Origin of the sequence: Acidovorax sp. ST3 (assembly GCF_003231145.1) — a bacterium.
Classification (GTDB): Bacteria; Pseudomonadota; Gammaproteobacteria; order Burkholderiales; family Burkholderiaceae_C; genus Acidovorax.
Genome location: NZ_QKVP01000001.1, coordinates 348,105 through 360,806, shown reverse-complemented (window position 1 = coordinate 360,806; position 12,702 = coordinate 348,105). Strand labels below are relative to the sequence as shown.

Genomic DNA, 12,702 nt, shown 5'->3' with positions numbered 1-12,702 from the left:
CTCCCAAGGAAAACGCCATGGGTAACAACACGCTGCTGGCAGGCACGGCCCTCATGCTGCTGCTGCTGGTGCCGGTCTGGCTGTCACCACAAGAGTCGCTGCACCCTTCCCGGCGCACGCTGATCCTGCTCGGAGTGGCGGGTGGGCTGGTCTCCATCGCCGCCTTTGAGGCCCTGCGCTGGAACGCGCCAGAGCTGCACATCGTGGCCTACCCCACTGCCACGGCGTTCATGGCGCTGTTCTTTGGCGTGCCGGCGGCGGCCATCACCGCCCTGCTGGCCTTGCAGGCCGCCCTCTGGACCGACACTTCGGCCGCCTGGCCCGCCACCTCCGTTCTGGGGGGCGCACTGGCCACTGGCTGGGGTTGGCGCAGCCTGGGCAGGCGCTGGGCCTGGCCCGACTGGGCACCGCTGGCGGGCCTGACCCTCACGCTGCCGCTGGTGGTGTCGCTGTTCACCACGGCCACCGGCACGGCCCCCGAAGGCACCAGCAACCTGCACTGGCACCACGGCGCCGGGGTGTTGATGCTGGGGATTGGCTGGCTGGTGATCGCCGCCCGCTCCCGCGCCGAGCTGGCGCGCAGCGAGATCCAGCAGACGCTGGGCCAGCAAGAGCACCAGCTGCGCCTGGCGCTGGACGCCCTGGGGGGCGGCCGCTGGCAGTGGGATGTGGTGGAGCGCCAGTTTTCGTGTGACGGCCGGTTTTACGAGGCCTATGGCATCACCAGTGCCGACATGCAGTCGCCCGACCTCTGGCAACGCTGGTACGCCCGGCGACACCCGCTGGACGCCGAACGCAATGCCGCCAAGCTGGCGCGCGCCATGGACGGGCTGGAGGAAAGCTACGAGGCCGAGTTCCGCGTGATGGACACCCAGGGCCGTTGGCGCTGGCTGATGTCGCGCGGCACCGTTGCCAAGCGCGACGCCCAGGGCCGCCCGGCCAGCCTGATCGGCATGGACGTGGACATCACCGCCCACCGGGAGGCCGAGGAGGCGCTGCAATCTGCCGAGGCCAAATACACTACCTTCTACCAAACGCTGCCCGACCCGGCAGGCATCACCCGCATTGCCGACGGGCGCTACATCGACGTGAACCCGGCGTTCTGCGAGCTGCTGGGCTTCAGGCGCGAGGAGGTTCTGGGCCGCACCTCGTCAGAGCTGCAGATCTGGGCCAACGAGCACGAGCGCAAGCGGCTGCTGGAGACCTACCAGCGCGAGGGCAAGGTGGACCGGTTGCCCCTGGTCGCGCAAAGCAAAGGGGTGCAGGTGCCGGGCCTGATGTCGGCACGCTCTGTGCTTGTGAATGGCGAAAACTGCTTTGTTTTCGTTTTCCACGACATGACCGAAGCCCAACGCACCAGCGACGAACTTCGGGCGCTGTACCACCAGTTGCAGCAAGCCGGCCGCCTGGCCCGGCTGGGCGCGTGGGAGGACGAGCGCGGGCGCGGACTGGTGTACTGGTCGGACGTGTGTTTTGACATCCACGGCCTGTCCCCCAACCAGCCGCCGCCCAGCGACTACATCGACCGCCATGTGGCCCCGCAGTACCGCGAGGCGCTGCGCGAAAAATTCCGCCAGAGCATCCGTTCGCGCACCGAGTGGAGCATGGAGATGGAGGTCTATCACGCCGACGGCCATCTGCTGTGGGTGCGCGCAAGCGGCGAACCGGTAATCGAGAACGGCCGCGTGGTCAAGGTGCGCGGCGTGATGCAGGACATCGACGAGGCCAAGCGCGCCGACCAGCGCCTGCGCCAGTCCGAGGAGCGCTTCTCCCGCATCTTCCACCTCATGCCCTACCCCATGGGCCTGTCGCACCGCAGCGACGGCCGCTATGTGGACATCAACCCCGCCTGGGTCGACATGCTGGGCATTCCCCGCGAGCAAGCCATTGGCCGCACCGCCGTGGAGCTGGGCATCTTCACGGCCGAAGACCGCCAACGCCTGATGGAGCAGGTCAGCCAGACCGGCCACCTCAGCGACTACGAAGTGACGCTGAACGTGCGCAATGGCCCCCGACGCACGGTGCTGCAATCGATGCGTGCCACCGAGTTCGACGGCGAGCCCTGCTGGCTGTTCTCGGTGCACGACATCACCGACCGCAAGCGCAACGAGGTACAGGTGCGTGAACGCGAGGCCCTGCTGTCGCTCACCATCTCCGCCGCTTCGCTGGGCCTGTGGGACTGGGACCTGCAGACCGGCCTGGTCACAGGCGACCGCCGCTGGCGCGCCATGCGCGGGCTGGCGGCGACCGGCGACACCACGGCGGCCGTGCAATGGACCACGGCCATCGCCCCGGACGACATCGACCGCATCACCGCCGAGCTGTCGCGCCACACCGCCCACCTGGGCACACCGTTCGACGCCACCTGGCGGCTGAACCAGCCGAGCGAACCGGTGCGCTGGGTGCGCAACCTGGGCAAGATCGTCGGCTTTGACGAGCAAGGCCGGCCAGCCCGCATGCTGGGTGTGGCCATCGACGTGACCCCACAGCGCGAGCAAGAGGTCATGCTGCAGCGCCTGGCGCTGTACGACGCCCTCACCGGCCTGCCCAACCGCGTGCTGCTGGCGCGCAAGCTGCAGGAATGCATGGCCCAGGCCCGTGACACCGGCAAGCAGCTGGGCGTGGCCTACCTGGACCTGGACGGTTTCAAGCCCGTGAACGACCGCCTGGGCCACGGCGCGGGCGACCGCCTGCTGGTGGTGGTGGGCGGCCGGCTCACGCGCGCACTGCAGCCGGTGGACACGGTGGCCCGGCTGGGGGGCGACGAGTTCGTGATCCTGATGCCCGGGCTGGAGTCGGTGGCCGACTGCGAGCGCATTCTGGGCCGCGTGATGGAAAGCGTCTCGGCCCCTTACACGCTGGACACCGAGCGCGTGGTCGTCACGGCCAGCATTGGCTACACCATCTTCCCGCAGGACGACGCCGACGCCGACACCCTGCTGCGCCATGCCGACCAGGCCATGTATGCCGCGAAGCAGGCCGGGCGCAACCGTTTTCACCAGTTCGACGCCGCCCAGGAGCGCGCCGTGCAACTGCTGCGCGCCCAGGGGCACTACCTGCGCGAGGCGCTGGCGCAAGCCCAGTTCACCCTGTACCTGCAACCCAAGGTGGACATGCGCAGCGGCACAGTGGTAGGCGCCGAAGTGCTCTCGCGCTGGCTACACCCCGAGCGGGGCCTGGTGCCACCGGGCGAATTCTTGCCGCTGCTGGAGGGCACCGATCTGGAGATCGGCTTTGGCGAATGGGTGGCTGAGGCGGCACTCACGGTGCTGGAGCAGTTGCAGGATCGGGGCATGCCCATGCCGCTGAGCATCAACATTGCCGCCCAGCACCTGCAGCAGCCAGGCTTTGCCGACTGGGTGGCCGGTTGCCTGGCGCGGCACCCCCGCGTGCCCGCGCACCTGGTCGAGATCGAGATCACCGAAAGCGCCGCCCTGTACGACCTGAGCGCCGTGGCCGACACCCTGAACGCCCTGCGCGCCATGGGCGTGACGGTGGCACTGGACGACTTTGGCACCGGCTACTCGTCGCTGACCTACCTGCGCCGCCTGCCCATGGACACGCTCAAGATCGACCAGAGCTTTGTGCACGGCATGATGGGTGACCCCGGCGACCTGGCCATCGTTCAGGGCGTGATCGGCCTGGCCCGCTCGTTCGGCTACCGGGTGATTGCCGAGGGGGTGGAAACCGTCGAACAGGGGCAGATGCTGCTGCAGCTGGGCTGTTTGCAGGCGCAGGGCTACTGCATCGCCCGGCCCATGCCGCTGGAGGACTTCATCGGCTGGACACCCCATTGGCAGCCCCCTGCAGGGTGGCAGCGCAACCGGCCCATTTGAAAACACTGAAATCGTTGCCAAGCGCTAGTGCCATATGCGCCGGAAGCTATGATTTTGGTAGTAACCAAGCATTCTCTTCGTCCCCTGGAGGCTGGCCTTGAACATCCGCGAACTCCGCGCCGAAGACCTTGCCCCTCTGCTTGGCCTGTACACCCACCTGCACGAGCATGACGACCCGCTGCCCTCTGGACCCGAGGTGCAAGCCGTATGGACTGAGGCGCTCGCCAACCCACGCATTCGGTACTTTGGAGGGTGGGATCAAGGCCAGTTGGTTTCGTCCTGCACGCTGACCGTCATCCCCAACCTCACGCGCGCCTGCCGCCCCTATGGCGTCATCGAGAACGTGGTGACGCACTCGGCCCATCGCAATCAGGGCTGGGGGCACGCGCTGCTGCAGCACACCCTGGCACATGCCTGGCGGGAGCGCTGCTACAAGGTCATGCTGATGACGGGCCGCAAGGACGAACACACCCTGCATTTTTACGAGCAAGCGGGGTTTGACCGGCACGGCAAACAGGCGTTTGTGGCCAAGCCACCGCAGTGACTCGGTAGGACCAGCACGGCGCCCGCCCTGCTGGTCGGCGGTGAGTTGAAATCAGCCCACCAGGTCCTTCACCTGTTGCAGCGCAGCCGGGTCTTCCATCGTCGTCAGGTCGCCCGGGTCGCGCCGCTCGGCCACGGCCTGCAGGGCGCGGCGCAGCAGCTTGCCGCTGCGGGTCTTGGGCAGCACGGTCACGAAGTACACGCGCGACGGTCGCGCCACGGCGCCCAGCTGGTGATCCACCTGCTTCATCACCTCGCCTTCGAGCTTGAGGCGTGCGGCGTCATCGGTCAGGCCCGAGGCGTCGCGCACCACGGCAAACGCCATGGCCACCTGGCCCTTGAGGCTGTCGGCCACGCCCACCACCGCCACTTCGGCGATATTGGGGTGGGAGGCAATGCTCTCCTCGATCTCGCGCGTGCCCAGGCGGTGGCCGGCCACGTTGATCACGTCGTCAGTGCGGCCCAGGATGAAGTGGTAGCCGTCCGCATCGCGGATGCCCCAGTCGAACGTGCTGTAGATCAGCCGGCCGGGAATGCTCTTCCAGTACGTGTTCACAAAGCGCGCGTCGTCGCGCCACACGGTCTGCATGCAGCCGGGAGGCAGCGGGCCTTCGATGGCGACCACGCCTTTCTGGTTGGGGCCTGTCAGTTCCTCACCCGTGGCCTCATCGATCAGCTTCACGCCGTAGCCGTACATGGCCTTGCCCGGGCTGCCGAAACGTGTGGTTTGTTTTTCCACGCCATTGGCCAGGGTCAGAATGGGCCAGCCGGTTTCGGTCTGCCAGTAGTTGTCGATGATGGGCACCTGCAGCGCGTCGCTGATCCACTGGGCAGTGGGCTCGTCCAGCGGCTCGCCCGCCAGCCACAGGGCCTTGAGGCTTTTGACGTTGTATTTGGCGAGGTAGGCTGGGTCCTGCTTTTTCAGCACCCGCACCGCCGTGGGGGCCGAGAACATGTGCGTGACTTGGTACTTCTCGACAATGCTCCACCACACGCCCGCGTCGGGCCGCGTGGGCAGGCCTTCGTACATGATGGTGGTCATGCCCGCGATCAGCGGGCCGTAAACAATGTAGCTGTGGCCCACCACCCAGCCGATGTCGCTGGTGGCGAAAAAGACCCCCACGCTCCGCCGCTCGCGCGGGTCGCTGCCCCCCAAGGGGGCCGCGTTTTCACCTTGGGGCGGCCCGGCGGTGAAAACCTCATCGCCCGCCTTGGCATCAAAGATGTGCTTCATGCTCGCCGCCAGCGCCACGGTGTAGCCGCCCGTGTCGCGCTGCACGCCCTTGGGCTTGCCGGTGGTGCCGCTGGTGTACAGCGTGTAGCTGGGGTGGGTGGATTCGACCCATTCGCAGGGCACCACGGTGTGCAGGTGCTGCTCGCGCAGCGGCGCCCATTCATGGTCGCGGCCCGCCTGCAGGTGCATGGGCGCCAGGCCTCGGTTCACCATCAGCACCGCCGCGGGCTTGTGTTTGGACAGCGCAATGGCCTCGTCCAGCAGCGGCTTGTAGGGCACCACCTTGCCGCCGCGCGACCCGGCATCGGCGCTGACCACGGCCACTGGCTCGGCGTCTTCGATGCGCGAGGCCAGCGAGCCCGAGGCGAAGCCGCCAAACACCACCGAATGCAGCGCGCCAATGCGCACGCAGGCCAGCATGGCAAACGCGGCCTCGGCAATCATGGGCATGTAGATGAGCACGCGGTCGCCCTTCTTCACGCCCAGCGACAGCAGCACGGCCGCCATGCGCTGCACCTCGGCGTGCAGTTCGGCAAAGCTGTAGCTGCGCTCGGTGTCGGTTTCGGTCGAGATGGCCACCAGCGCCGCCTGGCTGGCGCGCGTGGGCAGGTGCCGGTCGACCGCGTTGTGGCACAGGTTGGTGGTGCCGCCCACAAACCATTTGGCAAACGGCGGGTTGCTGTAGTCGCACACCTGCTGGGGCGGCGTCTTCCAGTCGATCAGCTTCGCCTGCTCGCTCCAGAAGGTGTCGCGGTGGTCGATGGACTGGCGGTAGAAGTCGGCGTAGGTGCTGTGTGCGGTCATTGTGGGTGTCTCCTCGGCATCTCTCTCGCCCTGCCAGGACAGCAGGTTTTGAATTCATAATTATTCATGACGGGCTTGCGGCAAACTGACGTGGCGGACCCTGTTCTCTGCCCACAGGGTTCCAAGTGCCGTTGGAATACGGATATGTCGGCAAGCGTCACATCGGCCTGTCACACTCCGGGGCCATGCAAACAGCGCAGTCCCCTGCCCCCACCTCCGTCCCTTTCCGCGAAGCCTTTTGGTTCTGGCTCAAGCTCGGGTTCATCAGCTTTGGCGGGCCGGCTGGCCAGATCGCCATCATGCACGCCGAGCTGGTGGAGCGGCGCCGCTGGATCAGCGAAAACCGCTTCTTGCACGCCCTCAACTACTGCATGCTGCTGCCCGGCCCCGAGGCGCAGCAGCTGGCCACCTACATCGGCTGGCTCATGCACCGCACCTGGGGCGGCATCGTGGCAGGGGCGCTGTTTGTGCTGCCCTCGTTGTTCATCCTGATCGGGCTGTCGTGGGTGTATCTGCGCTTTGGGGATGTGCCCGTGGTGGCGGGCATCTTCTACGGCATCAAGCCCGCCGTGACGGCGCTGGTGCTGCATGCGGCGCACCGCATCGGCACCCGCGCGCTCAAGAACGGCTGGATGTGGGGCATTGCTGCCGCGTCGTTTGTGGCCATCTTTGCGTTCGACACGCCCTTCCCGGCCATCGTGCTGGCGGCCGGGCTGATCGGCTACTTTGGCGCGCAGCGCTGGCCCGCCGTGTTTGCGCTGGGGGGCGGCCATGCCAACGCCCACCAGGGCTATGGCCCGGCCCTGATCGATGACGACACGCCAACGCCCACCCATGCGCGCTTCTCCCGCGTCCACCTGGTCAAGGTATTGTTGGCGGGGCTGGGGCTGTGGCTGGCGGCCATGGGCCTGCTGGTGGCTACGCAGGGCTGGCAAGGCACGCTCACGCAGATGGGCTGGTTCTTCACCAAGGCGGCCATGCTCACTTTTGGCGGCGCCTATGCTGTGTTGCCCTATGTGTATCAGGGCGCGGTGGAGCACTACCAGTGGCTCAGCGGCCCGCAAATGATCGATGGTCTGGCCCTGGGCGAGACCACGCCCGGCCCGCTGATCATGGTGGTGGCGTTTGTGGGTTTTGTGGGCGGCTGGCTGCAGCAGGTGTGGGGGCCGGACGCCCTCTTTGCAGGCGCCGTGGCGGCGGCCGCGGTCGTGACCTTTGTGACCTTTTTGCCCTCGTTCATCTTTATCCTGGCGGGCGGCCCGCTGGTGGAGGCCACGCACGGCAAGCTGGGATTCACCGCGCCGCTGTCGGCCATCACGGCTGCTGTGGTGGGCGTGATCCTGAACCTGGCGCTGTTTTTTGCCTACCACCTGCTGTGGCCGCAGGGCTTTGGCGGCCGCTTTGACGCCGTATCGGCCGTCATCGCCGTGGGGGCGCTGGTGGCGCTTTTCCGCTTCAAGCTGGGCGTCATGCCGCTGCTGGGCGGCTGTGCGGTGGTGGGGTTGCTGGTCAAAGTGGCCGTGCCCTACTTCGCCTGACCGAAACTCACTCCAATCACTATGATTTTGATAGCTGCCAGCGCTTGAATATCAAGCGCTAGCAGCCAATTTGGCTCAAAACTGATTATTTGATCAGCCCCAGCACGTCCTTGAACGCCGGGTGCTCGCAGCTGCCGAGCCATTCAAACGCCACCATCTCGGTGGTCACCAGCTCAGCGCCTGCGCCGGCCAGGCGGTCGAAGGCGGCGTCGCGGTTGCGTTCGGTGCGCGAGCCGCAGGCGTCGGTCACCACCCACACTTCAAACTCGTCGTCGATCAGGTCCAGCGCGGTCTGCAGCAGGCAGACATGGGCCTCGCACCCGGCAATCACGATGGTGCCGCGCTCTGCCGCCAGCGGTGCGGGCTTTTGCAAGTGTTTGGGCAGGCTGCGTGCGTTGCCGCCCTGGGGCTTGGCCGGTGGGCGCAGCCATTCGCCCAGGCCTTCTTCGGCGGCACTGAAGTGCATCTTGGCCAGGGTCTTCTGGCACAGGGCGCGCAGTGCGGCGTCGTTGGCTCCCAGGCGCGAGGGGTTTTGCTCGGTGCCCCACACGGGCACGTCCAGCATGCGGGCGATCTCGGCCAGGCGGCGGGCGTTGGCCAGCACGGCGGGGCCTTCGTGGATGGCGGGCATCAGGCGCTCCTGGTAATCGACCAGGACGAGTTGGGATTCGGTGGCGTCAAGCAGCATGGTGTGTTCGATCGTGTGCGTGTTCTGGAATGCGCTGGCCGGGACGGGGCGCAGGGGAATGGCGCATTGTCGCAGCCCGGCGGTGCCCGGCGGCGCCGGTTACACAGCCAGGACCGACCGCAGTGCCCCCGCCAGCGGTCCGGCCATCGCCACCGCGTTGCTCGGGTGCGGAATGCAGTCCGTGCTCCAGACCTCCCCCACCCCGGCGTCGCGAAGCGCCTGCAGCGCATCGCCCGCAAACAACGCATGCGTCACGGCCACATCCACCGAGGCGGCGCCCGCCTGCAGCAGCAGCCGGGCGGCCAGCGCCAGCGTGCGGCCGGTGCTGGCCATGTCGTCCAGCAGCAACACGGCCCGGCCTTGGGCGTTGAGGGCGGGCAACTCTATAGCGACATTGCGGTCGCCATGGCGCACCTTGGTGCACACGGCATGGTCAAAGCCGTGGCGGGCGGCGGCCTGGGCGATCCACTGGGCGGATTCGCTGTCGGGCCCCACCAGCAGCGCATTCGGACGGCGCTCAGCGATCAGGTCGGCCAGCGGCTCGGCGCCGCTGAGCACCACGGCCTGCGGCACAGGGATGGCCTGCTCCAGCCGGTCGATGCGGTGCAGGTGCGGGTCCACGGTGATGACGGCGTCGAACAGCCCGGCCAGAAACCCGCCCACCACCTGCTGGCTCACGGCCTCGCCGGGTTGGAAGGCGATGTCCTGCCGCATATACGCCAGGTACGGCGCTACCAATGTGAGGCGCTGCACACCCAGGCTGCGGGCGGTACGGGCGGCCAGCAGCAGTTCCACCAGTTTTTCATTGGGCTGGTGCAGGCTGCGCAGCAGCACGGCGCGGGGCGGCAGGCGGCCCGTGTCGTCCACTGGCAGGCGCAGCTTGAGCTCGCCATCGGGGAAGCGGTGGCGCTCGATGGCCTGGGCGGGCAGGCCCGCAGCCTGCCTCAGGCGCAAGGCGGGCGCTTCTTCATCGTCAAAGTACAGCAGACAGGAGGCTTGTGACGCAGACATGGTCAGAACTCCACAAACACGCGCGGCACCTCGTCGGCCGTGCCCAGCCGATAGCCGCTGTCGCGTTCGCACGCGTGGCGCGCAAACTCCAGGTCGGCCGGGTAGCTGGCATGCACGCGGTACAGCAGCTCGCCAGCGGCCACGGTGTCGCCCAGCTTGTGCATCAGGTCCACCCCGGCGCCCGGCACCTTGGGCGCACCGGCCAGGCGGGCCACGCGGGCGATCTGGTAGTTGTCGATGCCCGCCACCACCCCGCAGGCGGGTGCCACCACGTCCAGCGTCAGCGCACCCAGCGCCGGGTGATTGTGGTCGAACCCCGTGCTGCCCTGGGCGGCGATGATGGCGTTCATGCGCGCCAGCGCCCTGCCCGAGTCGAGGATATCGCGCGCGATCGCATAGCCGTCGCCGCCGCGCACATCGGGGTCGCACTCGATCAGTCGCCCGGCCAGGCGCAGTGCCTTCTGCCGCAGGTCGTCGGGCGCGCGCGGGTCGTTCTGCAGCACGCGCATCACGTCGCGCGCCTCCAGCACCGGGCCCACGCCGTTGCCCACGGGCTGGCGGCCATCGGTGATGACCACGTCCAGCGACAGGCCCATGCGCCGCGCCACATATTCAAACAGGCGGCGCAGACGCTGTGCGTCGGGCATGGAGCGCACCTTGGCCGTGGGGCCGATGGGAATGTCCAGCACCAGGTGCGTGGCACCGGCCGCCACCTTTTTGGACAGGATGGAAGCCACCATTTGCCCGGCCGAGTCAATGGAGAGTGGCCGCTCCACCGAAATCAGCACATCATCCGCGGGCGACAGGTTGGCGGTGCCGCCCCAGGCCAGGCAGCCCCGGTAGTCGCGCACGATGTCGGCCAGTTGCTCCAGCGGCAGCTCCACCTTGGCCAGCACCTCCATGGTGTCGGCCGTGCCAGCGGGCGAGGTGATGGCGCGCGACGAGGTCTTGGGGCACAACATGCCGTGCGCCGCCACGATGGGCACGACCAGCATGGTGGTGCGGTTGCCAGGGATACCACCGATGCAGTGCTTGTCCACCACCAGCGGTTCGTGCCAGTCCAGGCGCCGTCCGCTGTTCACCATGGCGTCGGTCAAAAAGAAAACCTCTTCCCGGTCCAGCTCGCTGCGGTGGCACGCCACCACAAAGGCGGTGAGTTCGATCTTGGAATACCGGTGGTCGGCAATGTCGCGCACGATGGCGCCAAAGTCCTCGCGCGTGAGGCGCTCGCTGGCGATCTTGCGGAACAGCGCACCCATGGACTCGGGCGGCTCGGCCTGGGCCACCGACACGGTGTGGCCGTTGTCCACGCCCAGCTGGGCAAACGCGTCTTCCGACAGGCCCAGTTCATTGCAGCCCACGATGGCGAGGTCGTCCACCACGTTGACCGTGGCCAGAATGCGGCGTCCGTTGGCGCGCACCTCGATCTTGGACAGGGCCTGGAAGCCCTCGGCACGATATACGGCGCAGTCGCGGTGCAGGTAGGCGACGTTCTCGCGCCAGGTGTCGATGGCCACGCGGCGCAAGGCCAGCTGGGAGCGGGGCTGCGTGCCTGCGGGGTCGGCCGAGGCGACGCCCGGGTTGACAGAGGGAGCGGAAGGGGACGAGGGGGTGGTCTCAGCGTGCATTGCACCAGCCTATACCGAAAAAGCACTCCCCGGCTGCGGGATCACCCCGGGTGAGCGGGGTCGGGCTCTCATCTCCGGGCTTGCTTGATGTGCGTCAAGCAAAACCGGTCACGGCGCCGCAGCAGGCTGCAACCGCAGCAAGCGCCCTTGCGGGCTGTCGGTCAGCAGGTACAGCAGGCCGTCGGGACCCTGGCGCACGTCACGGATGCGCTCGCCATTGCCTTGCAACAGCCGCTCTTCCTTCTGCACCTTGCCACCCGCCAACTCCAGCCGGTGCAGGGCGCCAAACTTGAGCGACCCGACAAACAGGCTGCCCTGCCACGCCGTGCCGTAGCGCGTGCTGGTCAGGAACGCCATGCCCGAGGGGGCGATGGAAGGTGTCCACTGGTGCAGCGGCTGTTCCATGCCTGCGCGCGCTGTGCCTTCGCCCATCTTGCCGCCGCCATAGTTCTCACCGTAGGTGATCACCGGCCAGCCGTAGTTGCGCCCAGGCTGGGGCAGATTGATTTCGTCGCCGCCCTGCGGGCCATGTTCGTGCATCCACAGCTTGCCGTCAGGGCCCATGGTGGCGCCCTGGGGGTTGCGGTGGCCGTAGCTCCAGATTTCGGGCAACGCGCCGGGCTGTTTCACGTAGGGGTTGTCGGGCGGCGCTGCCCCGTCTGGGGTGATGCGGATGACCTTGCCATGGTGGTTGTCGAGCTTTTGGGCGTCGTCCTTGCGGTGGTAGCGCTCGCCCAACGCCACAAACAGGTTGCCATCACTGGCCTGGGCAATGCGGCAGCCAAAGTGCAGCGCGCTCTCGACCTTGGGCCGCTGTCTGAAGATGATGCGCACGTCCTGCAGGCTGCTGGCATCTGCCGACAGGGTGGCGCGCGCCACCGCCGTGCTGTTGCCCGCCGTGCCACCGACGGCGGGCTCGGCAAAACAGAAGTAGATACGGCGGGTGCGGGCAAAGTCGTTGTCGGCCACCACGTCCAGCAGGCCGCCCTGCCCACCCGCTGCCACCGGCGGCGCCCCTGCCAGCGCAGGCCCCACCTGTCCCGTGGCACTGACCACGCGCAGGCGTCCCGGGCGCTCAGTCACCAAAAACTGCCCGCCGGGCAAAAAGGCCACCGCCCAGGGATGCACGAGACCGGTGGCAACGGGCACCAGCGACACCGATGGCACAGGGGCGGGCGCATTTTGGGCATGGGTGACGGTCTGCGCGCCCGTCACTATCAAAAACAGAGCTATCTGGGCTTTGCGTACCAGCGCTACCGGCCGATTTGGTGTCCAACCCATGCCTTCAACCTCCTTGTATTCCCGGGCCATGCTTTACGTCCTGCACCAGCGCGGTACAGCCCCCATCTGGCGCACATCTTGCGAGCTGCAGGTGCCTGTGAAAAGGCTGGAACCACCGATTTATCTGAATGAAATCAAC

General features: G+C 67.4%; 8 protein-coding genes. 3 read left to right on the top strand and 5 right to left on the bottom strand.

The window, feature by feature from the left end; translation table 11 throughout:
• Positions 1–17: 17 nt before the first annotated feature.
• Together DNK89_RS01620 and DNK89_RS01615 are read left to right on the top strand one after the other, a co-directional pair.
• Entirely contained in the window at positions 18–3,836 is a 3,819-nt protein-coding gene (locus tag DNK89_RS01620; protein ID WP_110958635.1) for an EAL domain-containing protein, read from the top strand.
• Between the two features lie 97 nt (positions 3,837–3,933).
• Positions 3,934–4,380: a GNAT family N-acetyltransferase gene (locus tag DNK89_RS01615; protein WP_110958634.1), complete on the top strand. Its 447-nt coding sequence runs from the start codon at positions 3,934–3,936 to the stop codon at positions 4,378–4,380.
• Between the two features lie 51 nt (positions 4,381–4,431).
• On the opposite strand, the gene DNK89_RS01610 is transcribed toward DNK89_RS01615, so the two are convergent.
• Positions 4,432–6,417: a propionate--CoA ligase gene (locus tag DNK89_RS01610; protein ID WP_110958633.1), complete on the bottom strand. Its 1,986-nt coding sequence runs from the start codon at positions 6,415–6,417 to the stop codon at positions 4,432–4,434.
• A 185-nt stretch (positions 6,418–6,602) separates the two neighbouring features.
• Between DNK89_RS01610 and chrA the strand changes: the two genes are divergently transcribed.
• Entirely contained in the window at positions 6,603–7,955 is a 1,353-nt protein-coding gene (gene chrA, locus DNK89_RS01605; protein WP_110958632.1) for a chromate efflux transporter, read from the top strand.
• Positions 7,956–8,040: 85 nt separating this feature from the next.
• Here chrA and DNK89_RS01600 read toward each other — a convergent pair whose 3' ends face one another.
• From DNK89_RS01600 to DNK89_RS01585, 4 genes are all read right to left on the bottom strand, one after another.
• Positions 8,041–8,643 (bottom strand): isochorismatase family protein, encoded by a 603-nt coding sequence (locus DNK89_RS01600; RefSeq protein WP_056062923.1) that lies wholly within the window; start codon positions 8,641–8,643, stop codon positions 8,041–8,043.
• A gap of 99 nt (positions 8,644–8,742) precedes the next feature.
• On the bottom strand, positions 8,743–9,654 hold the full coding sequence (locus DNK89_RS01595) for a ribose-phosphate diphosphokinase (protein ID WP_110958631.1): 912 nt from the start codon (positions 9,652–9,654) through the stop codon (positions 8,743–8,745).
• Between the two features lie 2 nt (positions 9,655–9,656).
• On the bottom strand, positions 9,657–11,282 hold the full coding sequence (locus DNK89_RS01590; RefSeq protein WP_370220769.1) for a thymidine phosphorylase family protein: 1,626 nt from the start codon (positions 11,280–11,282) through the stop codon (positions 9,657–9,659).
• Positions 11,283–11,390: 108 nt separating this feature from the next.
• Entirely contained in the window at positions 11,391–12,563 is a 1,173-nt protein-coding gene (locus DNK89_RS01585) for a PQQ-dependent sugar dehydrogenase (protein WP_238990657.1), read from the bottom strand.
• Between the last annotated feature and the right edge of the window lie 139 nt (positions 12,564–12,702).

Coding starts and splice junctions, on each gene's coding strand:
- DNK89_RS01620 (WP_110958635.1), top strand. CDS start 18: ATGGGTAACAACACGCTGCTGGCAGGCACGGCCCTCATGCTGCTGCTG.
- DNK89_RS01595 (WP_110958631.1), bottom strand. CDS start 9,654: ATGTCTGCGTCACAAGCCTCCTGTCTGCTGTACTTTGACGATGAAGAA.
- DNK89_RS01590 (WP_370220769.1), bottom strand. CDS start 11,282: ATGCACGCTGAGACCACCCCCTCGTCCCCTTCCGCTCCCTCTGTCAAC.
- DNK89_RS01610 (WP_110958633.1), bottom strand. CDS start 6,417: ATGACCGCACACAGCACCTACGCCGACTTCTACCGCCAGTCCATCGAC.
- DNK89_RS01600 (WP_056062923.1), bottom strand. CDS start 8,643: ATGCTGCTTGACGCCACCGAATCCCAACTCGTCCTGGTCGATTACCAG.
- DNK89_RS01585 (WP_238990657.1), bottom strand. CDS start 12,563: ATGGGTTGGACACCAAATCGGCCGGTAGCGCTGGTACGCAAAGCCCAG.
- chrA (WP_110958632.1), top strand. CDS start 6,603: ATGCAAACAGCGCAGTCCCCTGCCCCCACCTCCGTCCCTTTCCGCGAA.